Source organism: Actinosynnema sp. NPDC037264, from assembly GCF_055603705.1.
The window spans coordinates 1-24,612 of the sequence record NZ_JBVJVK010000057.1; the positions used below are offsets into that span (position 1 = coordinate 1).

General features: G+C 72.4%; 22 protein-coding genes and 2 pseudogenes. 17 read left to right on the forward strand and 7 right to left on the reverse strand.

Going from position 1 to position 24,612, the window contains the following annotated elements; all coding sequences use genetic code 11:
- Together ACZ7GX_RS36835 and ACZ7GX_RS36840 are read left to right on the forward strand one after the other, a co-directional pair.
- Positions 1–1,057 (forward strand): annotated as a pseudogene (locus ACZ7GX_RS36835) (hypothetical protein); the annotation flags it as partial.
- Positions 1,058–1,065: 8 nt separating this feature from the next.
- On the forward strand, positions 1,066–1,467 hold the full coding sequence (locus ACZ7GX_RS36840) for a DUF4240 domain-containing protein (RefSeq protein ID WP_498783846.1): 402 nt from the start codon (positions 1,066–1,068) through the stop codon (positions 1,465–1,467).
- Here ACZ7GX_RS36840 and ACZ7GX_RS36845 read toward each other — a convergent pair.
- Positions 1,464–2,228: an NPCBM/NEW2 domain-containing protein gene (locus ACZ7GX_RS36845; RefSeq protein ID WP_498783848.1), complete on the reverse strand. Its 765-nt coding sequence runs from the start codon at positions 2,226–2,228 to the stop codon at positions 1,464–1,466. The genes ACZ7GX_RS36840 and ACZ7GX_RS36845 overlap by 4 nt on opposite strands.
- 211 nt (positions 2,229–2,439) lie before the next feature.
- Between ACZ7GX_RS36845 and ACZ7GX_RS36850 the strand changes: the two genes are divergently transcribed.
- A complete protein-coding gene (locus ACZ7GX_RS36850) occupies positions 2,440–3,444 on the forward strand; it encodes a radical SAM protein (RefSeq protein WP_498783850.1) in 1,005 nt (334 codons plus the stop codon).
- 10 nt (positions 3,445–3,454) lie between these two features.
- Here ACZ7GX_RS36850 and ACZ7GX_RS36855 read toward each other — a convergent pair whose 3' ends face one another.
- On the reverse strand, positions 3,455–4,438 hold the full coding sequence (locus tag ACZ7GX_RS36855; protein ID WP_498783852.1) for a PHP domain-containing protein: 984 nt from the start codon (positions 4,436–4,438) through the stop codon (positions 3,455–3,457).
- 6 nt (positions 4,439–4,444) lie between these two features.
- On the opposite strand from ACZ7GX_RS36855, the gene ACZ7GX_RS36860 reads away from it, so the two are divergent.
- Complete coding sequence (locus ACZ7GX_RS36860) at positions 4,445–4,768, forward strand: hypothetical protein (RefSeq protein WP_498783854.1); 324 nt, start codon at positions 4,445–4,447, stop codon at positions 4,766–4,768.
- A gap of 28 nt (positions 4,769–4,796) precedes the next feature.
- Positions 4,797–5,165 (forward strand): hypothetical protein, encoded by a 369-nt coding sequence (locus ACZ7GX_RS36865; protein ID WP_498783856.1) that lies wholly within the window; start codon positions 4,797–4,799, stop codon positions 5,163–5,165.
- A 28-nt stretch (positions 5,166–5,193) separates the two neighbouring features.
- Here the strand turns inward: ACZ7GX_RS36865 and ACZ7GX_RS36870 are convergent, their stop codons facing one another.
- Positions 5,194–6,387, reverse strand: coding sequence for a serine hydrolase domain-containing protein (locus ACZ7GX_RS36870; RefSeq protein WP_498783858.1), 1,194 nt, complete (start codon positions 6,385–6,387; stop codon positions 5,194–5,196).
- Between the two features lie 114 nt (positions 6,388–6,501).
- Between ACZ7GX_RS36870 and ACZ7GX_RS36875 the strand changes: the two genes are divergently transcribed.
- The 6 genes from ACZ7GX_RS36875 (at position 6,502) to ACZ7GX_RS36900 (ending at position 15,872) form a co-directional block, all read left to right on the forward strand.
- Positions 6,502–9,306 carry an ATP-binding protein gene (locus ACZ7GX_RS36875; RefSeq protein ID WP_498783860.1) on the forward strand — a complete coding sequence of 935 codons (2,805 nt, stop codon included), beginning with the start codon at positions 6,502–6,504 and terminating at the stop codon, positions 9,304–9,306.
- Between the two features lie 323 nt (positions 9,307–9,629).
- On the forward strand, positions 9,630–11,750 hold the full coding sequence (locus tag ACZ7GX_RS36880; protein WP_498783862.1) for a molybdopterin oxidoreductase family protein: 2,121 nt from the start codon (positions 9,630–9,632) through the stop codon (positions 11,748–11,750).
- A gap of 11 nt (positions 11,751–11,761) precedes the next feature.
- A complete protein-coding gene (locus ACZ7GX_RS36885; protein ID WP_498783864.1) occupies positions 11,762–13,507 on the forward strand; it encodes an AMP-dependent synthetase/ligase in 1,746 nt (581 codons plus the stop codon).
- Positions 13,508–13,549: 42 nt separating this feature from the next.
- The gene (locus ACZ7GX_RS36890) at positions 13,550–13,795 is read left to right on the forward strand and encodes a hypothetical protein (RefSeq protein WP_498783866.1); all 246 of its coding nucleotides are present in this window, start codon (positions 13,550–13,552) and stop codon (positions 13,793–13,795) included.
- Positions 13,796–13,804: 9 nt separating this feature from the next.
- The gene (locus ACZ7GX_RS36895) at positions 13,805–14,368 is read left to right on the forward strand and encodes an ArsR/SmtB family transcription factor (RefSeq protein ID WP_498783868.1); all 564 of its coding nucleotides are present in this window, start codon (positions 13,805–13,807) and stop codon (positions 14,366–14,368) included.
- Positions 14,369–14,486: 118 nt separating this feature from the next.
- A complete protein-coding gene (locus ACZ7GX_RS36900) occupies positions 14,487–15,872 on the forward strand; it encodes an alpha/beta hydrolase family protein (RefSeq protein WP_498783870.1) in 1,386 nt (461 codons plus the stop codon).
- A 3-nt stretch (positions 15,873–15,875) separates the two neighbouring features.
- On the opposite strand, the gene ACZ7GX_RS36905 is transcribed toward ACZ7GX_RS36900, so the two are convergent.
- Positions 15,876–16,772: an RNA polymerase sigma-70 factor gene (locus ACZ7GX_RS36905; RefSeq protein WP_498783872.1), complete on the reverse strand. Its 897-nt coding sequence runs from the start codon at positions 16,770–16,772 to the stop codon at positions 15,876–15,878.
- 125 nt (positions 16,773–16,897) lie between these two features.
- Between ACZ7GX_RS36905 and ACZ7GX_RS36910 the strand changes: the two genes are divergently transcribed.
- Positions 16,898–17,284, forward strand: a complete 387-nt coding sequence (locus tag ACZ7GX_RS36910) for a DoxX family protein (protein ID WP_498783874.1) — start codon at positions 16,898–16,900, stop codon at positions 17,282–17,284.
- An 8-nt stretch (positions 17,285–17,292) separates the two neighbouring features.
- Here the strand turns inward: ACZ7GX_RS36910 and ACZ7GX_RS36915 are convergent.
- Positions 17,293–17,505, reverse strand: a pseudogene (locus ACZ7GX_RS36915) (spermidine/putrescine ABC transporter ATP-binding protein); the annotation flags it as partial.
- A 311-nt stretch (positions 17,506–17,816) separates the two neighbouring features.
- On the opposite strand from ACZ7GX_RS36915, the gene ACZ7GX_RS36920 reads away from it, so the two are divergent.
- The 3 genes from ACZ7GX_RS36920 to ACZ7GX_RS36930 all read left to right on the forward strand — a co-directional run bounded on the left by ACZ7GX_RS36920 (position 17,817) and on the right by ACZ7GX_RS36930 (position 21,454).
- Positions 17,817–19,886, forward strand: a complete 2,070-nt coding sequence (locus ACZ7GX_RS36920; RefSeq protein WP_498783876.1) for a PQQ-dependent sugar dehydrogenase — start codon at positions 17,817–17,819, stop codon at positions 19,884–19,886.
- Between the two features lie 141 nt (positions 19,887–20,027).
- Positions 20,028–20,486: a hypothetical protein gene (locus ACZ7GX_RS36925; RefSeq protein WP_498783878.1), complete on the forward strand. Its 459-nt coding sequence runs from the start codon at positions 20,028–20,030 to the stop codon at positions 20,484–20,486.
- Between the two features lie 59 nt (positions 20,487–20,545).
- Positions 20,546–21,454: a DUF1996 domain-containing protein gene (locus ACZ7GX_RS36930; RefSeq protein WP_498783880.1), complete on the forward strand. Its 909-nt coding sequence runs from the start codon at positions 20,546–20,548 to the stop codon at positions 21,452–21,454.
- Between the two features lie 12 nt (positions 21,455–21,466).
- Here ACZ7GX_RS36930 and ACZ7GX_RS36935 read toward each other — a convergent pair whose 3' ends face one another.
- Entirely contained in the window at positions 21,467–21,829 is a 363-nt protein-coding gene (locus ACZ7GX_RS36935) for a hypothetical protein (RefSeq protein WP_498783882.1), read from the reverse strand.
- Between the two features lie 468 nt (positions 21,830–22,297).
- On the opposite strand from ACZ7GX_RS36935, the gene ACZ7GX_RS36940 reads away from it, so the two are divergent.
- Both ACZ7GX_RS36940 and ACZ7GX_RS36945 read left to right on the forward strand, forming a co-directional pair.
- Entirely contained in the window at positions 22,298–22,849 is a 552-nt protein-coding gene (locus ACZ7GX_RS36940) for a sigma-70 family RNA polymerase sigma factor (protein WP_498783884.1), read from the forward strand.
- Entirely contained in the window at positions 22,846–23,547 is a 702-nt protein-coding gene (locus tag ACZ7GX_RS36945; protein ID WP_498783886.1) for an anti-sigma factor family protein, read from the forward strand. The genes ACZ7GX_RS36940 and ACZ7GX_RS36945 overlap by 4 nt, the downstream gene beginning before the upstream one ends.
- Positions 23,548–23,600: 53 nt before the next feature.
- Here the strand turns inward: ACZ7GX_RS36945 and ACZ7GX_RS36950 are convergent, their stop codons facing one another.
- Positions 23,601–24,557 carry a zinc-binding dehydrogenase gene (locus ACZ7GX_RS36950; RefSeq protein ID WP_498783888.1) on the reverse strand — a complete coding sequence of 319 codons (957 nt, stop codon included), beginning with the start codon at positions 24,555–24,557 and terminating at the stop codon, positions 23,601–23,603.
- Positions 24,558–24,612 lie beyond the last annotated feature (55 nt).

The window sequence follows — 24,612 nt, forward strand, 5'->3', positions numbered from 1 at the left end:
CCAACCCCGCATCCCACCCAACGGCGAATGGCACACCCACCGCCCCGACGGCACCACCACCAGAGCGAGCGACGACGGCTTCGTCCCCGGCACCAAGGACGCCGACAAGACCGACCTCGACCCCACCGACGCCCAAGATCGCGCCGGCGGCCCCGGGCGGCAGGAACGGCCGGTCGGCGGGCCGCTCCGGAACAAGATCGACGAAGTCCTGCCGCACGTCGACGACCCGCGGGTGCGCTCGCGGCTCGAACAGCTCTCGGCCGACGCCGACCGCCTCGACGCCCGGATCCGCGACGGCGAGATCCCCGAAGCGGCCGACCGGTTGCGGGAGATCCGGGACCTGGGCGACGAGCTCCGCGCCATCGGCGACGCCGACCCGGCCGTGGGGCGCGTGCTCGACCGAGGCCCGGACTTCGACAGGCTCGGCGTGCCGGTCGGGGAACCGCGGTTCATCCGGCCGGACGACGCGGCGTCGGCCCGCATCCCGGATGACGCCAAGGCGCTCTACGTGGTCCGGGACAAGTCGACCGGGGAAATCCTCAAGGTCGGCGAGACCACCGGCGGCGATCCCCTGAAGGACCGCTTCGGCCGCTACGCGTTGGCGGGCAGGCGGTTGGGCATCGACCTCGAGATCGAGGTGCGGGAGGTCAGCCTCCCCTCCGGTGGGCGGATCCGCTCCTACGAGCAGAGTTTGCGAGACCAGTTAGACTGGGGTGCCCGAGATCGACTTCCCTGGGACAACACGCCGGTCGAGAGCGTCGGCCCGCGATTGGGGAGGGTCGGTCCCGGGACGCCGTTCGAACCGCTTCCGGGTGGGAGCCGCCTGCGCCAGGAGGGGTGGTACTGGAACGAGCAGGGGCAGCTGGTGCCGCCGGACGGTGCCGAACCACCGACTTTCCGGCCGCAGAACGCGCCCCCGCCCGCGACCGAGGTGCGCGGGCTCATCGCCGACGCGAACGGGCACGTCGGCGCGGCGGCCGAGCGGGCCGGTGTCAGCGACCGGACCTTCTACCGCTGGATGGAGCGGTACAACCTCAGGCCGAGCGATTTCAGATAGGTAGCCGAATGCCGGACGAACTGCACTTCTGGGACCTCATCGCGCTGGGTTCGCGGGATCCCGAGGAACTCCGCCGCAGGATCACCGACATGTCCGAAGCCGAACTGGTCGACTTCTACTGGACCTACCACGAGCACGCCGCGAACCTGAAGGACGAGGAGTTCACCCGACACCTCGATCCGCCGGTCACCGAGGACTTCGTGGACGACGTCGCCCAGTGGGTCGTCGCCCAGGGCGAGGACTACTACGACGACATCATGATGACGCCGTCCAACATGCCACCGGACCTGCCCGAGGGCGCCAAGCCGTCGCCGTGGCCCGGCTTCACGTTCGGCGTCTACCAGGACCGGTACGGCGAGCCGCTCCGCCTCCGCGAAGACCCGCCGCCCGGCGCGTCCCCGAGGTCCTAGCCGGCCGGGGTCAGGGCCGGGTCGGCCCAGACGCCCACGCGTTCCGGGCCCGGGCAGTCGTCCGGGCGGTCCGCGGTCGACTCGACGCCGATGGTCAGCAGGCGCGCCCCGGTGACGGGGAGGTCCACCGGTTGCGGGGTGGGGCCGGTGTTCGCGAGTTCGGTCGCGCGGTGGTCGTCGAGCAGGACGTAGAAGTCGAGTTCTTTCGTCGCCAATGAATCGTCGGCGATCGCGACCTGGGCGGTGAAGCGGTCGTATTTGCCGTCCAGTGCGAATGTCAGCTGGGCGGACGAGCACCAGGCGCCGGTGGCGGAAACGGATTTGGTGTAGGTCACCTTCCGCACCTTTGCGGGAGCGGCCGTCCACGGGCTCTCCACGTACATGTCGTCGATCGAGCTGCTGTCGACCGGCGGCAGGTCGGAGAGCCAGACGGCGCCCGGTCTCGCCGCGGCGACGCTCTCCGCGGTCGTGGAAGTGCTGGTCGGAAGCCCGGCCTGCGGTGATGTGGTCGGCAGGGCGGCGGCGGTGGTGGCGGGTTCGGCGTCGAACGTGCTGCCGATCGCGATCCCCAGCGCCAGCACGGCCACAGCACCGGCCGACAGCCAAAGCGCCGGTCCCGGTTTGCGGCGCACGTGAGCGGTGTTCAAGTCCTGGTCATCCATGTCGGCGACCCCTTCAGGTCCAAGACGTGAGCCGAACTCGGGATAATGCCGGGTAATGCCTCGACCGGCGCAGCACGCTAACACCGAATCGGTCGGCACGCGTCGAGAACGTCAATTCGAGTGGTTTCGCGAGTTGTCCGCACAATTGCGGCGGTGGTTCGGAATGCGTCCCGCTCCGGGTGGTGGGACGGCGTCGACGGGATGCCCGGGGGAGGGGGACGAACCGCGTGAGCCGGCGTGTTGCCGGTTCGACGTATCACCGCGCCCCGTGCGTGCTCCATAGGGATATCGAGCATCGCGGGAGGGTGGAATGGGCCAGACGAGTGGCCGGGCGGTCCTGCAGGTCCACCCGACCAGGTTGTGCAACCTGCGCTGCCTGCACTGCTACTCCAGCTCGGGCCCGGACGTCGCCGAGTCCATCCCGATCTCCGTGCTGTCGGCGGTGGTCCGTGACGCGGCCGCGCTCGGCTACGACGTGCTGAACGTTTCCGGTGGTGAGCCGTTCCTGTACCCGGAACTGCCCGCGCTCCTGCGCGCCGCCCGCGCGGCCGGGATGCGCACGACCGTCACCACGAACGCGGTCGCGCTGACGCAGCGCCGCATCGGCCTGGTGCGCGGGCTGGTCGACCTGGTGGCCGTGTCGCTGGACGGCGACCGCGCCACGCACGACCGGATCCGTGATCGGGAAGGGTGCTTCGAGAAGGCCTTGGCGGGCATCCGCCGGCTCACCGAGGTCGGCCTCCCGGTCGGCGTGGTCACCACGTTGACCCAGGGGAATGCCACCCAACTGGGTGAAGTCGCACTGGCTGCGGTCCAGTCGGGCGCTCTCCTGCTCCAGGTTCACCCGTTGGAGCCGGAAGGCGCCGCGAACCGGTTGATGGCCGGTGAACGCCCGGACGCCGTCGAGCTGGCGTACGCGGCGGTGGAGCTGGGCCGCATCGCCGAGGAGCACGGCCTGGCCGTCCAGCTCGACGCCGTGCCGCGCACCATGCTGGCTCGCGAACCGGAGGCGTTCATGGCCGCGCCGGTCGACGACGGGCAACCCCTCGGCCGCTGGCTGACCCCGCTGGTGATCGAGGCGAACGGCGCGGCGGTGCCGGTGTCCTACGGCTTCGACCGCCGCTACGGCCTGGGCAACGTCCAGACCAGGCCGCTGGCGGAGCTGGCCCGCTACTGGGACGCGGCGCCGTTCCTCGCCCTGTGCCGCGCCACGTGGCAACGCCTGGTCGAAGGCCCGACCGGGCCCCTGATCCCCTGGTACGGCCACCTGGTCCGCGCGTCGAGGGCCCAACGCCCGGCGACGGCGGGTCGCTGACGGGACGCGGTCAGCGGGACAGGAGCTCCGCGGCCTCCAGCGTGTTGATCACCCGGTCGGGCGTCACGCCGCACTCCTCGGCACGCTCACAGCCGAACGACAGCCAGTCCAGCTGCCCCGGCGCGTGCGCGTCGCTGTCGATCGCGAACGAGCACCCCAGCTCGACCGCCAGCCGCAGCAGCCTGCCCGGCGGGTCGCGGCGCTCCGGCCGCGAGTTGATCTCCACCGCCGTGCCGTGCTCGACGCACGCCGAGAACACCGCCTCCGCGTCGAACGTCGACTCCGGCCGCCCCTTGCCGACCACCAGCCGTCCCGTGCAGTGCCCCAGCACGTCGACGTGCGGGTTGGACACGGCGGCCACCATCCGCCGCGTCATCTCCGGCGCCGCCATCCGCAGCTTCGAGTGCACGCTGGCGACCACGAGGTCGAGCCGCTCCAGCAGCTCGGGCCGCTGGTCGAGCGCGCCGTCGTCCAGGATGTCCACCTCGATGCCGGTCAGGATCCGGAACGGCGCCAGCTCGGCGTTCAGCTCCGCCACCACGTCCAGCTGCGCGAGCAGCCGGTCGGCGGACAGCCCGTTGGCCACGGTGAGCCGGGGCGAGTGGTCGGTCAGCACCATCCACGAGTGCCCGAGGCCGCGCGCCGTCTCGGCCATCTCGCGGATCGGGCTGCCGCCGTCGGACCAGTCGGAGTGCGTGTGGCAGTCGCCCTTCAGCAGCGCCCGCAGCGCCTGCCCGCCCACCACCGGCTCGCGGAACCGGCTCAAGTAGTCCGGCTCGCGCCCGGCGACGGCGTCGGTGATCACCCCGGCGGTGGCCTTGCCGATGCCGGGCAGGTCGGTCAACGTGCCCGCCGCGACCCGCCGCTCCACCTCGCCGTCCGGCAACGCCGCCAGCACCTCCGCCGCCTTGCGGAACGCCCGGACGCGGTAGGTGGGTTCACCCGCGCGCTCGAGCTGGAACGCCACCTGTCGCAGTGCCCACAGCGGATCCACACCTCATTGTCTACCCCGACCGGCGCGGTGGTGCGCGTCAACGTCCTCGACCCGGCGGCGGTGCGCGAGAAGACCTTGCGGCCGAACGCGCGCGGAACCGGGGATGTCCGCCAGGTCCCCACGTGCCGGCACGGTCGGGTCGCGACGCAGGCCCAGCAAGGGCTACCTGACCTCGCGGGCGATCCTCGACACCGCCGAACGGTGCTGGTGGCGATGAACGAGCGGGCCTTCCTGAGCCGTTCCCGGTCCCGGTCCGCGGCCCGGGACCGCGAGCCGGTCGACACCTTGACGTGCGCCTGGCTCCGTTCGGTCTACGGCGTCGGGTCGTAGGCCCTCGGGTTTCGAACAGCTCTGGTCCATGATCGCACTGCTGGGGCCGGTCGACGAAGCGGCGTTGGAGGACCCCGGCGATGACGAGGACCTCCAGCGCCGGGCTCGTGCCCGCACGCACCTCGTGGAAGTGGCCGCGTTGCTGCCCGAGGAGGCGTTGGCGCCCTATCGCGGGCACCTGGCCGACGGCAGGTACGCCGATGCGTTCGGGGCCCTGGTGGCCGCGGCTCGCGAGCACGGTTTGCCCGACGACGGCTGGCGTGGGCTGGAAGCCGTCGCGGAGCGGCTGTACCTGTACGAGTGGTTGGACGACATCGGGGACGACCCGGAGGCGCGGCAGGACTGGCCGGAGCTGGAGGGGTTCCTGGACGCCGTCCGCCACCTCCGCGCCCGCTGACGCGCCCGCTGGACTGCCGGGTGACCCGTCAGCGGAACCAGAGGCCGTTGGGCGCCTGGCGGTAGCCGATGGCGCGGTACGTGGCGTCCACAAGGGACTGTCCGCGCGCGTTGACGCCCAGGCCCGGCCCCATCTTCGTCATCGCGTACCCGAACGACATTCGCGCGCCGGGGTCGGCGAAGCCCAGCGAGCCGCCCATCCCGGAGTGCCCGAACGCGTCCTCCGACATCAGCACGCCGCGCTCCACGGCGGGCAGGCGCAGGTTGCCGACGGCCTTCATGAACCCGAGCGAGAACCGGGTCGGCGCGAGCAGCATCTCGTCGAACCCGGCCGACTCGATCCCCGACATCACCGGGAGCTGCGACTCGTCGACCAGCCGCACCCCGTTGTACTCGCCGCCCGAGGCGAGCGGCCGGTACATCTGGGCCAGGCCGCGCGCGTTGCTCATCCCACCGACCGCGCCGTACTGCGCCGCGTGCGCCGCCGGGGTGTTCGACGCCGCGACGTAGCCGCCGGTGTTGCCCAGCAGCAGCCCCTGCATCGACTCGGGCTCGGACAGCCCGATCACGTACATGCCCGGCAGCGGCTCGCCGCGCCCGGCGGGCACGGTCGGCGCGACCAGCGGCTCCAGGTCGTCGGGCAACGTCAGCCAGAAGTCCAGCCCCAGCGGACCGGAGACCTCCTTCTCGAAGAACTCGGCCAGCGCCAGACCGGACACCCGCCGGATCACCTCGCCGATCAGGTGCCCGAACGTCAACGCGTGGTAGCCGTGCCGCGTGCCGGGCGCCCAGAACGGCTCCTGCCGCGCCAGCAGGCCCGTCATCAGCTCCCAGTCGAGCATGCCGCCCGGCGGCACGGGCTCCCGCACGGCGGTCAACCCCGCCTGGTGCGACAGGAGGTGCCGCACGAGCGTGTCCGCCTTGCCGTTCTGCCCGAACTCCGGCCAGTACCGGACGACGGGCGCGTCGAGGTCCAGCTCGCCCCGTGTCGCGAGCACGTGCGCGCACAACGCGGTCGCGCCCTTGGTGCACGACCACACGTGCGTGATCGTGTCCTCGGTCCACGCCCGACCGCCCGCGTCGCCGCCCCACAGGTCGACCACGGTCTCGCCGTCGAGCGTCACGTGCACGCCACCGCCGAGCTCGCCGCGGTCGGCGAAGTTGCGTTCGAACTCGGCGCGGACCTCGGCGAACTCGTCGGCGCAGGTGCCCTCGACCGTCATGGACCCTCCAGGTGCGGTTGTCTGCCGCCATGCCACCACCGTGAGCCACGCCACGTGAGTAGGGATTCCTCAGTGGGTAGGGTGGTGGCCGCTCCGACGGCGGGAGGTCGCCTGTTGTCGTCTTTCGTCGGCCGGTCCTTCTTCGGCCGGGAGGCCGAGTTGGCGGCCGTGTTCGACGCGGTCGAGCGCGTGCCCGCGGCCGGGTTGGTGGCTGTCGTCGTGTCGGGCGAGCCCGGGATCGGCAAGTCCAGCCTGTTGGCCGAGGTGGGTCGCCGGCTGCGTGACCGGGGGTGCGCGGTGGCCGCCGCCGAGTCGGACGACGTGAGCAGGCGGATCCCCTACGCGGCGGTGGCCACGGCGTTGCGGTCGGTGGCGGTCGGGCCGGGCGGTGCGGGCTCGCGTGAGGTGCGCGCCGCGGTGGATGCGTTGGAGCTGACGTCTGCGCCCGACGCCACCTGGTTCGGCCGGTCGTGCGAGGTGGTCGCGCGGGCGCTGGCCGGGCTCACCGCCGAACGGCCCGCCGCCCTCGTGCTGGACGACGTCGACCAGGTGGACGACGACTCGCTGGCCATGCTCGCGGTGGTGCTGCGCCGGGTCACGGCCGCGCCGCTGGTGCTGATCACGGCGGTGCGCGAGCACCACCGCAACCCCGGCGTGGAGGAACTGCTCGACCGGCTCGAACGGCACGCCGACGTGGCGCGCGTGCGGCTGGCGCCGTTGAGCGGCGGTGACGTGGCGCGGATCGTGGAGACCGTGCTGGGCACGCCGGTGGACGACGGCCTCGCGCACGAGGTCCACCAGCGGGCGGACGGCAACCCGTTCTTCGCGGTCGAGATCGCCCGGTCGCTGCGCGAGCTGGACCTGGTCGCGGTCGACGGCAACCGGGCCCGGCTCACCGTGTCGCCGACCGCGATCCGGCTGACCAGGCGGGAGGCGGTGGTGCGGCGGGTCGCGCCGCTGGACCGGGACACCAGGGCCGTCGCCCGCGCGGTGTCGATCTTCCGGCGGGTGCGGCTCGACCAGATCGGGCTGCTCGCGCGGGTGTCGTCACTGCCGGAGGAGACGGTGGTGGACGCGTTCGACGGGCTGCTGAGGGCCCACATCGTGGTGCGGGACGAGGACCGGGGCTACCGGTTCTCGCACGCGCTGGTCGGTGAGGCGCTGTACCAGGAGATCGGGCCCGCCCAGCGCCGGCACCTGCACAGCCTGATCAGCGCCCGGCTGCTGGACGACCGGGCGCGCGGGCTGGCGGTCGACGAGATGGAGCTGGCCTGGCACCTGGCCGAGTCGGCGCCGCCGGGCGACCTGCGCGCGGTGCGGGTGATGGCGCAGGCCGCCGCGGCGAACCGCGCGACCGCGCCGGAGACGGCGGCGGCCCTGTGCGCGCGGGCGTTGGAGCTGCTGCCGGTGGCCGCGCCGGAACGGGCCGGGCTGCTGGCCTCGCAGTGCCGGGCGTTGGCGCACGCGTCCCGGCCGGGTGCGGCGATCGGGCCCGGTCTGGCGGCGTTGGCGACGCTGCCGGCGGGCGTGGAGCGGTCGCGGTGCGCGGTGGTGGTGCTGACCAGCATGTTCCTGGTCGGTCGGTTCGCCGAGGCGTTGCGGCTGGTGGACGCGGAGCTGGCGGCGGCGGAGGTGGCGGAGGGTGGCGCGCCGGCGGCGTTGCACGCGCAGCGGGCGTTGTTGCTGGTGTTCACCGGACGTCACGAGGAGGCGTTGGCCGCGGCCGAGCGGATCGAGGCCATGCCGTTGACGTCGGCGGCCGAGGGCGTGGTGGTGTTCGACCGGCTCGCGGTCGTCACGTCGATGCTGTTCCGGCACGACAAGACGGTCGACTACGCAAACCGGTCGTTGGCCGCGGCGGCCGGTCAGCCCGCGTTGGAGTTGCAGGCGTTGGCGGTGAGCGCGTCGACGGGCGCGTTGGCCGGTCTGGTGCACGACGCGTCGTGGCGGTTGCGGCGGGCGGAGGAGCTGCGGGAACGAGCGGGCGGCCACGCGTTCCGCGGCGAGCTGGAGATGGCGCGGGTGGCGCTGGACTGGTTCGGCGGTGAGTGGGACGCGTGTTTGGAGCGGGTGGGTCGGGCCGTGGCGGAGCTGGAGTCGCGGCAGGAGCTGATGATGTTGGACGGGCTGCGCGCGATCGAGCTGGAGGTGCGGACCTGGCGGGGTGAGCTGGACGTGGCCGCGCGGTTGGCCGCGTTCGAGGTGCCGAACAGCCCGAACATGTCCCGGCTGCACGCGTTGGCGATGTCCGGGTACCTGGCGGCGCGGGGTGACGTGGAGGGCGCGCGGCGGGTGCTGGTGGAGGCGGTGGACGACGACGGGATGTCGGCGTACGGCTGCGAGTTGTTGGGCCGGTTGGTCGAGCTGGACCTGGCCGGTGGGCGGCTGGACGAGGCGAGGCGGGGGCTGGAGAGGCTGCGGGTGGTGGCGGGCGACCGGGTGGCGCCGTGGACCCGGACGACGGTGCGGCGGCTGGTCGGCGTGGTGGAGCGGGACGGTGCGGTGCTGCGTGAGGCGGTGCGCGAGGCGGAGGTCGGTGGGCTCGTGTTCGAGCGGGCACGGGGGCAGTTGGCGTTGGGGCTGGTGGACGGGACGGCGGTGGACGAGCTGCTCGAGGCGTATGCGCTGTTCCAGCGGGTGGGTGCGCACGGGTTGCGCCGGCAGGCCGGCGGGCGGTTGAAGGAGCTGGGCGCGAAGGTGCCGCGGGCGCGGGGGCGGGCGCCGGGGGTGTTGACGGCGGCGGAGGAGAACGTCGCGCGGCTGGTGCAGCAGGGGATGCGCAACCGGGACATCGCGGCGGCGTTGCACTACAGCCCGCGGACGATCGAGGTGTACCTGTCGCGGATCTACGCGAAGTTGCGGGTGTCGTCGCGGTTGGAGTTGGCGCGGGTGCTGGACGGGGTGGACGGGCGCGCTTAGTTGTTGTGGAAGCCGCACTAACTCGGTGGTAACCCGGGAGGGTTGGGTTGGTGGCGTGGCGGGTGGGTCGGAGGTTCCCCCTTTCGGGGGTTCATGGCCTATGGGCCAGGTCCGGCTCGATTTGACATGGGGCCCTTACGGGCACCCCAGGCAGGCCGTAGCCGGCAGGCCCGGCGGGGAAAAGCGTCCCGCCAGGCCTGCCGGCTCCGACCAGCCTAAGGCACCCGAACCCATGTCAAATCGGGCCTAGGTGGGTGCGTTCCGGGTCCGTGGTGGTTCGTTGCGGCCGGTGGCGTCGGGTTGTTTGGGCGTTGAGGAGGGGTATGCGCAGGGCGTTGACGACGTGTCCGCTGTGTGAGGCGACGTGTGGGTTGGAGTTGACGATCGAGGGCGATCGGATCACTGGTGTTCGTGGTGATCGGCAGGACACGTTCAGCGGTGGGTTCCTCTGTCCCAAGGGTGCGTCGTTGGGGGCGTTGGACGCCGATCCGGATCGGTTGCGCGGGCCGTTGGCGCGGCGTGGTGGGTCGTTCGAGGCGGTGTCGTGGGGTGAGGCGTTCGAGCTGGTCGATCAGCGGTTGAGCGCGGTTGTCGGTGAGCACGGCCGGGATTCGGTGGCGATGTACTTGGGGAATCCGACGGTGCACTCGTTGGCCGGTGGGTTGTACGCCGGTGGGTTGAGGAAGGCGTTGGGGTCGCGCAACTTCTTCACCGCGGCCACGGTGGACCAGATGCCCAAGCACGTGTCGTCAGGGCTGCTCTACGGGGGGATTTTCACCATTCCGGTGCCGGATGTGGACCGGACGGATTTCTTGTTGTTGTTGGGGGCGGATCCGTTCTCGTCGAACGGCAGTCTGTGGACGGTTCCGGATGCGCCGGGGCGGTTGAAGGCGTTGCGCCGGCGTGGTGGGGCGTTCGTGGTGGTCGATCCGCGTCGCAGTCGCACGGCGGCGGCTGCTGATCAGCACTTGGCGATCGTGCCCGGTACGGACGTGTTCCTGCTGTTGGCGATGGTGAACGAGTTGTTCGCGGCGTCGTTGGTGGATCTGAAGGACCTCGCGCCGCACGTGAACGGCGTGGAGGGGGTGCGGGAGCTGGCCCGGCCGTTCACGCCGGAGGCGGTGGCGTCGCGGTGCGGCATCGGGGCGGGGGAGATCCGGGCGTTGGCGCACCGGCTCGCGGCGGCGCCGCGGGCGGCGGTGTACGGGCGGATCGGCACGACGACGGTCGAGTTCGGCACGGTGGCCAGTTGGTTGGTGGACGTGCTGAACGTGCTGACCGGGAACCTGGACCGGCCCGGTGGGGCGATGTTCCCGATGCCCGCCCACATGCGGCGGGGGACGGGGACGGGCAAGGGGTTCGCGACCGGTCGGTGGCGCAGCCGGGTGCGGGGGTTGCCCGAGGTGGCGGGGGAGTTGCCGGTCGTCACGCTGGTCGACGAGATCGAGACGCCCGGCGAGGGGCAGGTCCGGGCGCTGGTGACGGTGGCGGGGAACCCGGCGTTGTCGGTGCCCAACTCCGCGCGGCTGGACGCGGCTCTGTCCACTTTGGACTTCATGGTGTCGGTCGACCCCTATCTGAACGAGACGACGCGGCACGCCGACGTCATCCTGCCGCCACCGCCGCCCAGCAGGCGTGCCCACTACGACCTGGCGTTCCTGTCGTTCGCGGTGCGGAACGTGGCGAAGTACTCGCCGCCCGCCGTGCCGCTCGGGCCGGACGAGCTGGACGAGGGCGAGATCCTGCTGCGGCTGACCGGGATCCTGGCCGGGCAGGGGGCGGACGCCGATCTCGACGCGTTGGTCGGGCTGTCGGGCGGGTCGGACCGCACCCGTGAGGAACGCCTGTTGGACGCGCGGTTGCGGGCCGGGGCGTACGGGTTGTCGGTGGACGACCTGCTGGAACGGCCGCACGGCGTCGACCTCGGGCCGTTGACGAGCCGGGTTCCGGAGGTCCTGCGCACGCCGTCCGGGCGGATCGAGCTGTGCCCCGAGCCGATCGAGGCCGACGTGCCGCGGGTGCTGGCGGCGTTGCGCGCGCCCGTCGACGGGATGGTGCTGGTCGGCCGGCGGCACCTGCGGTCGAACAACTCGTGGTTGCACAACGTGCCCGCGCTGGTGAAGGGCAAGCAGTTGTGCACGTTGCTGGTCAACCCGGCCGATGCCGAGCGGCTGGGTCTCGAGGACGGCGGGGTGGCGCGGGTGGCGTCGCGGGTGGGCGAGGTCGAGGCGACCGTGGAGGTCAGCGCCGACATGGCCGCCGGGGTGGTCAGCCTGCCGCACGGGTGGGGCCACGACCGGCCCGGCACGCGACTCGCCACCGCGCGCGCCCACCCCGGCGTCAACGTCAACCTGCTCACCGACGACCTGGCCGTGGACCCGCTGTCGGGCACCGCCGTGCTCAACGGCGTCCACGTGCGCGTCACCCCTTCCGCAGCCCAGTGAGGAGCACCGCCATGCCCGTGACCACGGCGCGCGTCATCGCCGACCTGCCTTTCGTGGCCGCCCAGGCGCACGACGACCGGGTGGCGTGGCGCCACCGGCGTGATGGGCAGTGGCACGACCTGACGTTCACCGAGGTCGCCGAGTGGGTCATGGAACTGGCGTCCGGGCTGGTGCACCTGGGCGTCGAGCCGGGGGACCGGGTGTGCGTGCTGGCGGACACCCGGGTCGAGTGGTCGGCGGCGGAGCTGGCGGTGCTCGCCGCCGGCGGCATCGTGGTGCCGATCTACCCGTCGAGCGCGGCGGAGGAGTGCGCGTGGATCATCGGCGACTCGGGCGCGGTGCTCGTGGTCGCGGAGAACGAGGCGCAGCGGGCCAAGGTCGAGTCGATCCGCGAGCAGGTGCCGTCGTTGCGGGACGTGGTCGTGATCGAGGGCGGCGGGCTGGACGAGCTGCGCTCGCAGGGCCGCACGTCGCCGTTGCCGGGCGAGCTGGACGACCGCCGTGCCGCGATCGACCCCGACGACCCGACCGTGATCATCTACACCTCGGGCACGACGGGTCCGCCCAAGGGCTGCGTGCTGACCAACCGGAACTGGCTGACGATGTGCCGGCTCAGCGAGGAGCTGTCGTACGTCCTGCCGGACGACGTGGCGTACCTGTTCCTGCCGCTGGCGCACGTGTTCGCGCAGATCGTGCACCTGGGCGCGCTGTACACCGGCCACACGGTCGCGTTCTACGGCGGTGACGCGTCGAAGATCGTGGCGGAGCTGGCGGAGGTGCGGCCGACGTTCCTGCCGTCCGTGCCCCGGATCTTCGAGAAGATCTACACCGTCGCCACGGCCGGCGTGCCGGAGGAGCAGTTGCGGCAGGCGGTGAAGGTGGGGCTGGCCGTGCGCCGGTCGCGGACCGCGGGTCAGCCGGTGCCACCCGACCTGGCCGCCGCGTTCGAGCGGGTGGACCCGGTGTTCGCCAAGGTCCGGGCGATCTTCGGGGGCAGGCTGCGGCAGGCGTTGTCCGGGGCGGCGCCCATCTCGGTGGAGGTGCTGGAGTTCTTCACGGCCGCCGGCGTGCCCGTGCTGGAGGGGTACGGCATGAGCGAGTCGACGGGTGTCGGCACGGTGAACACGTTGGCGCGGCACAAGCTCGGCTCGGTCGGCACGTACGGGATGGCGGGGCTGCAGCTGAAGGTGGCCGAGGACGGCGAGCTCCTGATGCAGGGGCCGCACGTGTTCGCGGGCTACTGGAACAACCCCGCCGCCACCGCCGAGGTGCTGACCGACGGCTGGCTGCACACCGGCGACCTCGGCGAGGTCGACGACGACGGCTTCGTCACCATCACGGGTCGCAAGAAGGACATCATCATCACCGCCGGCGGCAAGAACATCGCGCCCGCGAACGTCGAGAACCAGCTCCGCCAGTCGCGCTGGATCTCGCACGCGGTGGTCTACGGGGACCTCAAGCCGTACCTGGTCGCGCTGATCACCTTGGACGTGGACGAGATCGTGCCGTGGGCTAAGGCCAAGGGCCTGCCGACCGACCTGCCCGCCCTGGTCCGCACGCCCGAGGTGCGTGACCTGGTGCAGGGCGTGGTGGACGAGGCGAACTCCCACTTCGCGCACGTCTCGCAGGTCAAGCGCTTCACCGTGCTGGACCGCGACCTGAGCCAGGACGTGGGCGAGCTGACCCCGACGTTGAAGGTGAAGCGGAAGGTGGTGCACTCCACGCACGCCGCGCTGTACGACGGGCTCTACAGCTGATCGACTGCGGGGTGTCGATCGAACGGAGACGGAGGTCGGGCGGTGGACCGGACGGCGTTGGACGTGCTCGCGGCGGGCATGGCCGGCCGGGATGGCGAGCAGGTGTTCCGCGAGGTGCGGGAACGGGGGCACTCGCCCATCGCGACCATCTACGTCGCGTCACGCGTCCTGGGGCTGTCGTTGGCGGAGGCGAAGGCCGCGCTCTTCCGGAGCGACGCGTGGCGTGACCGGCGGGACGACTGGGGGCGACTGCACGACGAGGTTGCAAAGGGATCTTTGCAACGGTAGCTTTGCATCATGGTCGCACCACGCGAGATCTCCGACGTCGACGAACTGCGGACGCTGGCGCACCCGTTGCGCCAGCGCATCCTGCGCCACCTCGGGCAGCACGGGCCGGCGACGGCCAGCGCCCTGGGCAAGGCGCTCGGCGAGAGCAGCGGTGCGACCAGTTACCACCTCCGGATGTTGGCGAAGCACGCGTTCGTGGAGGAAGTGCCCGAACGCGCGCACGGCCGTGAACGGTGGTGGCGGGCGCCCGTGCAGGACTTGCGCGGGCCCCGCGCGCCGGAGGACCCGGAAGTGCGCACCCTCGTGGACCAGCTCAGGCAGCTCAAGCTGGCCGCCGACCAGGAGCTGTTCGACGAGTTCCTGGCCCGGCGGTCGGAGCTGGGCGAGTGGGCGGACGCGCTGCCGTACTCGCGCGGCTCGGTGCGGGTGACGCTGCCCGAGCTGCACGAGTTCTTCGACGAGTACATGGCGCTGCTCAAGCGCTACCAACGACCGGTGGACGAGACGCCCGCGGACGCGCGGCACGTCGCCGTGCGCTTCTTCGCGTTCCCCGTCCCCGCGGACCGCCCCTGACCTGAAGCCCGGGCCGTCGAGCTGGCACTCGACGACCCGGGCGGGCGGAAGCCGCAGCACCACGCCGAAACCGGCGTGTTCCTCGTACGTGCGAACCTCCTCGGGAAGGAGAGCACCCGTGCTCCCCGAACGCAACTCGCGACTTCGTCGTGCCCTCATCCGGTTGCTCGCGGCACTGGCCGTCGGCACGGCGGCGGCCGCGTGGTCACCGCCCGCCCACGCGGACCAAGCCGGTCTGGTCGAGCAGGACATCACCTTTTCGAGTGGAGAGCTGACGCTCCACGGCACCGTGATCGCCCCCGACGCGGACACCCAGCACCCGGCCGTGGTGATGGTGCACGGCTCCGGCCGGGTCGCGCGGGACGGCTACCGCCAGGAGGCGGAGGCGTTCGCGCGGGCCGGCATCGTCACGCTGATCTACGACAAGCGGCCGAAGCGGTCCAAGTCCGACGTCGACTTCGAGCTCCTGGCCGACGACGCGCTGGCCGCCCTGCGCGCGCTGAAGGCCCACCCCGGCGTCGACCCGGCCCGGACCGGCCTGTGGGGCGTCAGCGAGGGTGGTTGGGTGGCGCCGCTGGCCGCGGCCGGCTCGACCGACGTCGCCTTCGTGGTCACGGTCGGCGCACCCGGCACGGCGCCCGAGCGCCAGCAGTCCTGGAACCTCGACAACCGGCTCGCCGCCGCCGGCGTGTCCGGCTCGCTGGTGGACACCGTCTCCCGCACGACGCTCGGCCTGCTCGTCGGCGCGGGGCTGTTCCCCGAGGCCGGCTACGACCCGGCGCCGGTGCTGGCCCGGATCACCCAACCGGTGTTGGCCCTGTGGGGTGACCTCGACCGGGTGATCCCTGGCGCGGAGAGCATGCGCGTGTTCCAGGAGTCACTCGACCGGGGCGGCAACCGCGCCTACACCCTCCGCGCGGTGCCCGGCGCCGATCACACCATGCGCCGGTCGCCGGACGGCTTCCAACGCGGCGAGGAGGTCTCCCCGGCCTACCTGGAGCAGGTCGCCACCTGGGTGAACAGCACCGGACCGCGCACGGTCGACGTCGGCCCGCCGCCGCGGCAGGAGCGGCAGAGCACGCCGGTCGAGCCCGGGTCGCCGGCGGTGCAGCTGATCGCGGTGGGAGTGCTGCTGCTGGTGTTCGGGGGGTACGGGCTGAGCGCGTTCCGCCGGCTGCGGAGCACGCGACCCGTGCGTCGACCGGCGCGCGTGCTCGCCGCGACCGGCCTGCTGAGCGTGCTCGGCCTGTTCGGCTACCTCGGCCACCTGGCGTCGAGCGGCGCGCGGAGCCTCGGCCCGGTGGTGCTCGGCCGGCCGCTGCCGTGGCTCGCGCTGCAGGTCCTGGCGGTGGCGGTGGTGGCGGCGACCGCGGTCACCGCGACGAGGGCGTGGCGGGCCAGGGCCGACCTCACGGCGGGGCACCGGGTGCGGCTGGGCCTGCTGGTGGCCGGTGGGGTGCTGTTCGTGCCCTGGGCCGTCCACTGGGGCCTGCTGCTGCCGTAGCCGTCACCGGCTCAGGGCGGTCTCCCGCTCCACGTGCGACAGCTTCTCCGGGTTGCGCATGAAGTAGAGCCCGGTGATCAGGCCGTCCTCGACCCGCGCCGCCACGACGCCGTCCAGCTCGCCGTCGAGCCGGAGGATCACCGCCGGGCCGCCGTTGAGCTGCGCGGGCTCGGCCGTCGTCCGCGTGCCGACGATGTCCCAGCGGGCGGCCAGGAAGCGGGCCACCTTGTCCGCGCCGACGACGGGCTTGCGCGCGGCCTGCTTGAGCCCGCCGGCGTCGCTGAGGATGACGACGTCCGGCGCGAGCACGTCGAGCAGGCTCTGCAGGTCACCGGTCTCGACCGCCCGCTGGAACGCCGCGAGCGCGGCCCTGGCCTCGGCCGGGTCGGTGCCACCGCGCGGCCGGCGCTCGGCGACGTGGGCCCTGGCCCGGTGCGCGATCTGGCGCACCGCGGCCGGGGTCTTGTCGACGGCTTCGGCGATCTCGTCGTAGCCGACGTCGAACACGTCGCGCAGCACGAACACCGCCCGCTCGGTCGGCGCGAGCGTCTCCAGCACCAGCAGCATCGCCATCGAGACGCTGTCGGCCAGCTCCACGTCCTCGGCGACGTCGGGCGTGGTCAGCAGCGGCTCGGGCAGCCAGGGGCCGACGTAGGACTCCTTGCGCCTGCCGAGCGCGCGCAGCCGGGTGAGCGCCTGGCGGGTGACGATCCGGACCAGGTACGCGCGCTGGTCGCGCACGGTGTCGAGGTCGACGCCCGTCCACCGCAGCCAGGTCTCCTGGACGACGTCCTCGGCGTCGGCGGCCGAGCCGAGCAGCTGGTAGGCGACGGTGAAGAGCAGGTTGCGGTGGGCGACGAACGCCTCGGTCGCGGGACGCGTCTCCGCCGTGCTGCCCATCGGTCGCTCCTGTTCGTCCGCCACCGGTCCGACCCCGTGTAACGCGCGTCACGCGACCGGCCTGTCACAGGGCTCGCGACACCGGCGTCTCCTGGTCGACAAGTCGCTCGACCAGGAGGAACGCCATGAACCTCGCCCTGTGGATCGTCACCGGCGTGCTCGCCGCCGCCTACTTCTTCGGCGGCGGCGGCAAGCTCGTCCTGTCCAAGCAGAAGATAGCCGCCACCGGGCACAGCGCGGCGTGGACCGAGGACTGGAGCGCCGGCTCCATCAAGGCCATCGGGGTGTTGGAGATGCTGGGCGCGTTGGGGCTGGTCCTGCCCGCCGTGCTCGACGTCGTGCCGGTCCTGGTGCCGTCGGCCGCCTTCGGCCTGATGGTCATCATGGTCGGCGCGGCGGTCGTCCGCTTCCGGCGTGGGGAGTTCAAGCTGATGGTGGTGGACTTCGTGTACCTCGCGCTGCTGGCCTTCGTGCTGTGGGGCCGTCTCGTCGCCGAGCCCTTCACGGGATGACCACGGTGCGCGCAGACCTCCTCGGGCGACCCGACCTGCTGCACGGCGCCGTCGCGCAGCACCACGAGCCGGTCGGCCGGCGCCAACGCCTCCTCCTGGTCGTGCGTGACGTACACGGTGGTCAGCCCGAGCGACCGGTGCGGATGGCGGATCTCGGCGCGCACCGCCAGCCGCAACGAAGCGTCCGGATTGGACAGTGGCTCGTCCATCAGCCGGGCAGGAGCGCGGCGGGCCGGACCTCGGCGGGTCGGAGCGTGGCGGGCAGGAGCGCGGCGGGTCGGCGGAACCGCGACGTCGGGCGCATCCGCTCCCCCTCTCCAACCGGGACACCACTGGACGCTGGTGGGGAAAGCCCTTACCGTTTCAGGTAGCAGGACGAATGACGACACGCGACCGGCTCGGGGGTCGACAGTTGCGCAAGTTCCGCAAACTCAGACCCTGACGCTCGCGCACGTCCCGTCCTCATCTGCCGCCGCCGCCGCGCCAATCCCCCGGGGTTCCGGGGGAGTCGTCAACGACTGTGGAGGCATCTGTGGCACCCCGTACCAGGAGAGCCTGGTCGACCTCGCTCGGCTCGCTCGCCACCGCGCTCGCCGTGGTGGCGTCCGCCCTGGTGTCCGCCGCGCCCGCGAGCGCGGCTCCCGTCCTGCTCTCCCAAGGAAAACCGGCCACCGCGTCCTCTTCCGGCAGTTCCGGCTTCGCGCCCTCGGCGGCGGTGGACGGCAACTCCGCCACCCGCTGGGCCAGCCAGGGCGGCATCGACCCGTCGTGGATCCAGGTCGACCTCGGCGCGGTGGCGACGATCACGAGGGTCCGGCTCCAGTGGGACCTGTCGTGCGCGCGCGGCTACCGGCTCGAGACGTCGTCGAACGCGAGCACGTGGACCAGCGTCCACACCACCGCGAACGGCGCGGGCGGCGTGGAAGACCTCGTGGTGAGCGGAAGCGGTCGTTACGTCCGGATGTACGGCACGACGCGCTGCCGCACGGCGTCCTACTACGGCTACTCGTTGCAGGAGTTCCAGGTGTTCGGCGAGACCGGGCAGGCGGACACCACGCCGCCGTCACCGCCGGCGAACCTGCGCTCGGCCAACGTCACGCCCACGTCGGTCGACCTGGCCTGGGACCCGGCGACCGACAACGTCGGCGTGACGTCCTACGAGGTCTACCAGCGGGGCCAGTTCGTCAAGTCCGTCACCGGCACGTCCACCACGATCACCGGCCTGAACCCCAACGGCTCGTACGTCTACTACGTCAACGCCAAGGACGCCGCGGGCAACATCTCCCAGGCGGGCAACAACCTCGAGGTGACCACACCGCCCGCGCAGGCCGACACCGAGCGGCCGACCACCCCCACGGGGCTGCGCGTCACGGGCGTCACCGCGAACTCCGTGTCGCTGGCGTGGAACCCGTCCACCGACAACGTCGGCGTGACCCGCTACGAGGTCCTCGCGGGCGGCGCGCCGGTGGGCGAGACCACGGGCACGTCGGCCACCATCGGCGGGCGCAGCCCGAACACCTCGTACCTGATGAACGTGCGGGCGTACGACGCGGTGGGCAACGTGTCCGACTGGAGCATGGCGATCACCGCCACCACGTCGTCCGGCGGCGACCAGGTCGGCGCGGTGACGCAGCTGGCGACGGACAACGACGTGCCGTGGGGCTTGGACTTCCTGCCCGACGGGTCGGGCGTCTACTCGCGGCGCGACGCGTTCGACATCGTCAAGCTGTCGCCGTCCGGAGTGAGGACCACCCTGGGCACGGTGCCGAACGTCGTCACGACGAACGGTGAAGGCGGCCTGCTGGGCATCGAGGTGTCGCCGACCTTCGCCTCCGACAACTACCTGTACATCTACCACACGGCCGCGAACGACAACCGGATCGTGCGGATGAAGGTGCAGAACAACGCGCTGGTGCAGTCGTCGTTGCAGGTGCTGCTCACGGGCATCCCGCGCAACCGCTACCACAACGGCGGCCGGCTGCGGTTCGGCCCGGACGGCAAGCTGTACGCGGGCACCGGCGACGGCCAGAACGCCAACTGGGCGCAGGACCTGTCCAACCTGGGCGGCAAGGTGTTGCGGCTCAACGCCGACGGCTCCGCGCCGACCGACAACCCGTTCTACGGCAACGGCGGCAACGCCCGGTACGTGTGGACCTACGGGCACCGCAACGTGCAGGGCCTGGCGTTCGACGGCCAGGGCAGGCTGTGGCAGGCCGAGCTGGGCAACACGATCATGGACGAGCTGAACCTGTCCGAGCGCGGCGGCAACTACGGCTGGCCGTCGTGCGAGGGCACGTCGGGCAACTGCTCCGGCTACGTCGCGCCGAAGCGGACGTGGAGCACGGCGAGCGCCTCGCCCAGCGGCATCGCCATCGTCAACAACGCCCTGTACATGGCCACGCTGCGCGGCAGCAGGCTCTACCGGATGGTCATCAGCGGCACGTCGGTCGGCTCGGAGACGACCCACTTCCAGGGCACGTACGGCCGGCTGCGCACCGTCGAGCCCGCGCCGGACGGCAGCCTCTGGCTGACCACCAGCGACGACCGGGACAGCACGCCGAACAACTCCAACAGCCGCATCCTCCGGGTGCAGCTGAACTGAGCGGTCCCGACCGCGCGCGAGGCGGTCCCGGTCGACCCGGGGCCGCCTCGTCGCGTGTCGGGCCGGTGAACCGGACGTCCCGCGGGCACGTGTCATGACTGCCGCTCGGGACACGTCCGAGCCCGAGCCGAACGGGAAGAGATGCGCGACCCGATCCTCGAACGCGCGCTGCGCCAGGTCCGCGCGGAGCGGGCGCGCGACCGCGGCCGCCGCGGTGGCGTCGTCGCGGCGGTGAGCACCGCGCTCGCCGTCGCGGTGCTGGCCGGCGGGGTCCACCTCGGCCGGCGCAGCGCGCCCGGGCAGCGGTTGCTGGACGCCACCGCGGCCGACGGCGTGCGGCTGACCACGACGGTGACGCCCGCCGACGGCTGGGTGCGGCTGAGCGCGGTGGTGGCCGGCGTCGACGCGGGGGAGCGGTGCCGGCTCGTGGTCACCGACGTGCGCGGCCTGCGTTACGCGGCGGGCGGCTGGATCGCCTCGCGGCGCGGCGACACCGCCCTGGCGGGCGCCGCCGTGGTCGACCCGGACGAGCTCGCCGCCGTCAGCGTCGTCACCGAGGACGGCCGCGTCCTGGTCACCTCGCCGACCCCGGTGCCCTGATCTGCCCACTCGGGCAGAGGCGCGCGTCGCACGCCCGGCGTCCGAATAAGCTGTGGGCCGTGAGGTGGTCGCCGCTGCTGCTGGTGCTCGTGCTGGCGGCGGGCTGCGCGGACGGCCGCACCGTGGCCATCGACGAGGTGCCGGTGGCGGTCGAGTCGGTCACCACCACCCAGGACGCGTCCACCGGCACGTTCCGCGTCGACTGCGGGCGCAACGAACCACGCCACCTCAACGCCGACAACATGGTCATCGCGCCGGGTCAGCCGTCCGGCGCGCACCACACCCACGAGTACGTCGGCAACCTGAGCACGAACGCGGGCTCCACCGACGACTCGCTGGCCGCCGCCGGGACCACCTGCCCGGCGGAGGACCGGTCCACCTACTACTGGCCGGTGCTGCGGCTGACCGACCGGACCGGGCACGACGAGCACGCGCCCGGCGGCGGCGCGCACGGCAACACCGGCGAGGTGCTGCCGCCGTCGAGGGTGGAGATCACGTTCACCGGCAGCCCGGTCAGCGAGGTCGTGCCGATGCCGAGGTTCCTGCGCATGATCACCGGCGACCCGGCCGCGCTGACCAGCGGCCGCGGCCGGGCGCGGTGGAGCTGCACCGGGTTCGAGGACCGGCACACCGACCGCTACCCGGAGTGCGCGCCGGGCAGCGCGGTGCTGCGCACGTTCGACTTCCCGAGCTGCTGGGACGGCCGCAACACCGACAGCCCGAGCCACCGGGCGCACGCCGAGTTCCCCGGGTCGAACGGGGTGTGCCGGCCGGGCACGTTCCCGGTGCCGAAGCTGCGCTTGCGCGTCGCCTACGACGTGCCGGCCGGGCGGCCCTACGCCCTCGACAGCTTCCCCGAGCAGCGGCGCGACCCGCGCACGGACCACGCGATGTTCGTCAACGTCATGCCGGTCGGGCTGATGGACCGCGTCACGTCCTGCCTGAACGCCGGCGAGACCTGCGCCTAGCCCGGCGACCGGTCAGTCGTCCTCGCCCTTGATGCGCGGCGACGTGGCGCAGTTGTACCGGGCGCCGTCGCTGGTGTTCTGCTGGCAGATCGTGAACGTGTAGTCGGCGTTCTCGAGGAGCACGTCCACGTTGTTGGAGGTGCAGTCGTCGTTGTTGCCGTTGCCGTCCCGGATCCAGGCGAAGTGGTTCCAGCTGCCGTCCCGCTGCCGGACGTTGAGCCGGCCGGACACCCCGACGTCGTCGGTCTTGGTGTCGCAGATCTTGTAGATGTCACCACTGTCGTCGTAGCTCATCCGGGCGACACCGTCCGGGTGCGACCAGGCGTCGCTGATCGCCATCGCGCCGGGGGCGGTGGACAGGACCAATCCGAGCACCATTAAGAGCGTCGCGATCACATTCCTGGGTTTCATCGACAATCCCTCTCGTCGGATGTCCGTCGACCTTCAGGTCGACGTGCCCGGCGGAAGCTACCCACGTGTTTCCGGCTTGTCCACGGTCCACAGGTGCGGAGTAGCGTGCCCGCGGTCATTGTGCTTACCCTCGTGGAGGCAGGCATAGTGCCTGGTCAGTGCCCTTTGGTGTCGTCACGCGGTCGTTTTCGGATATTGCCGGTGACGCAATTCTGCCCACCCGGTCGGGGGAGATTACCGAAGTGTCGTGCCGAGCTGGGCTATTCCGTTCCGTCCGGAATTTCGGGCCCGCGGTGATCGTACCCACTTGGCCGTCGCGGCGGTCGCCCGGTGCGGCTGCGGGCACACCCGCGAAACTCGTCCCGCCCCGAGGTGAACCGAACCCGGCCGGCGTCCGTGTCCGGGGAGGGAGTTGACGAGAGGAGTGGGTGGATGGCGGCTCTGTGGTCCCGGAAACGGGAGGCCGCGGCCGACGAGGCACTGATCCGATCCCTCTACGAGGAGCACGGTCGGGCGCTGCTCGCGTACGCGACGCGGCTGACCGGCGATCGGGCGTCGGCCGAGGACGTCGTCCAGGAAACCCTCGTGCGCGCGTGGCGGCACCCGGACGCCTTGGTGAACGGCAAGGGCTCGGTCCGGGGGTGGCTGCTCACGGTGGCGCGCAACATCGTCACCGACCGGTTCCGGGCGAAGGCGGCCCGGCCCCAGGAGGTGGCGGAGGCGCCCACGGCCACGCCGGTGCAACGCGACCACGCGGACTCCGTCGTCGACTCGGTGGTGGTGCTCGAAGCGCTGGACCGGCTGTCGTCCGACCACCGCGACGTGCTCATGGAGATCTACTTCCGCGGCCGGAGCGTGACGGAGGCGGCCGAGGCGTTAGGGGTGCCGCCGGGCACGGTGAAGTCGAGATCCCACTACGCGCTGCGGGCGTTGCGAGAGACGTTCGTCGGGCAACAGGTCGCGCTGAAGGGGGTGGCCGGATGACCACGAACCACGATCCACAGCTGCTCGGCGCATACGTGCTGGGCGCGCTCGACGAGCGGGAGGCACGTGCGGTGGAGGACCACTTGGCGTCCTGCCCGCGGTGCGACGAGGAGTTGGCCGAGCTGCGAGCGATGGAGGAGGCCATGGGCGACGTGCCGCCCGAGGCGTTGCTCGACGGCCCGCCCGAGGACGGCGAGCTGCTGCTGCGGCGCACGCTGCGGCAGGTGCGGTCCGAGCGCGGCGCCCGGCTGCGCCGCCGCCAGGTCGGCCTGGGGCTGGTCGCGGCGGCCGCGGCCGCGGTCGTGCTCGGCGGTGGTTTCGCGGTCGGCCGCGGCACCGCGCCCGACGTGGGCGCCGTGCCGGGGACGACGACCGCGCCCGCGCCGCCCGCCGGGACGAAGCTCGGGTCGGCCACCGACCCGGTCACCGGCGCGCGGATGACCGTGCAGGTCAGGCCCGCCGCCGGGTGGGTGCGGGTGAACGCCTCCGTCGCGGGCGTCGCGCAGGACGAGAAGTGCAGGCTGATCGTCGTGGCGAAGGACGGCCGGACGGCGGAGGCGGGCAGCTGGCTCGTCTCGGCGGCCGGTGAGGAGGACGGCACCAACCTCGACGGCTCGGCGCTCATCGCGCCCGAGGACGTCGCGGCGATCGAGGTGCGCAACTTCGACGACGAGCGGATCGTCACGGTGCCGGTGTAGCCGGGGGTGACCGGTGAGGCCCTCGCGCGCGGGGGCCTCACCGGTGTCGGGGGTCAGGGCTTGAGCACGACCTTGCCCACGGTGGCGCGGCCCTCCAGCGCGGCGTGCGCCTTGGCGGCCTCGCTGAGCGGGAACGTCGTGGTCAGCGGGGTGAGCCTGCCCTCGGCCAGCGCGCGCATCGACAGCTCCTCCAGCCCGCGCAGGTTCGTGCCCTTCATCATCCGCGGCCCGACGACGACCGACGCGGTGATGCCGAGGCGGTAGAGGTCCGAGGTGTCGATGGCGGTGGGCTCGCCCGCCGACCAGCCGAACAGCAGGATCCGGCCGCCGACGCCGAGCAGCTCCAGCGACTTGCGGCCGGCCTCACCGCCGACGCCGTCGAGCACGACGGTGACCTGCCCGATGCCCTCGTCCCAGTCCGGGCGCGTGTAGTCGGCCACCACGTCCGCGCCCAGCTCGCGGACCAGGTCCAGCTTGGCGGTGCTCGCCACGCCGACCACCTTGGCCCCGACCGCCTTGGCCTCCTGCACGAACAACGCGCCGAGCCCGCCCGCCGCCGCGGTCACCAGGACCACGTCGTCGGCGGTGAGCTCGGCGATGCGCAGCACGCCGACGGCGGTGCGGCCGGTGCCGATCATGGCCACGGCCGCGTCGTCGGACACGTGGTCGGGCAGCTCGTGCAGCGAGGCGGCGTTCGCCACGGCCTGCTCCGCGTACCCGCCGCTGGCCTGGCCGAGGTGCGCGACGACGCGCTTGCCCAGCCAGTGCGGCTCGACCCCGTCACCCAGCGCGGTGACGACCCCCGCGACCTCCCGGCCCGGCGTCATGGGCAGCGCGGGCAGCGGGAACGGCCCGCCGTGCTCACCCCGGCGGATCGCCGTGTCGAGCAGGTGCACCCCGGCCGCGGACACCGCGACCCGCACCTGGCCCGCGGCCGGCTCCGGGTCCGGCGCCTGCTCGTAGCGCAGGTTCTCGGCCGGACCGAACTCGTGCTGAACGATGGCGTGCATCACTTGATCCCCTCTGAAGTCCTGCGCGCCACGCTAGGAGTTCGAGTTAAGTCGA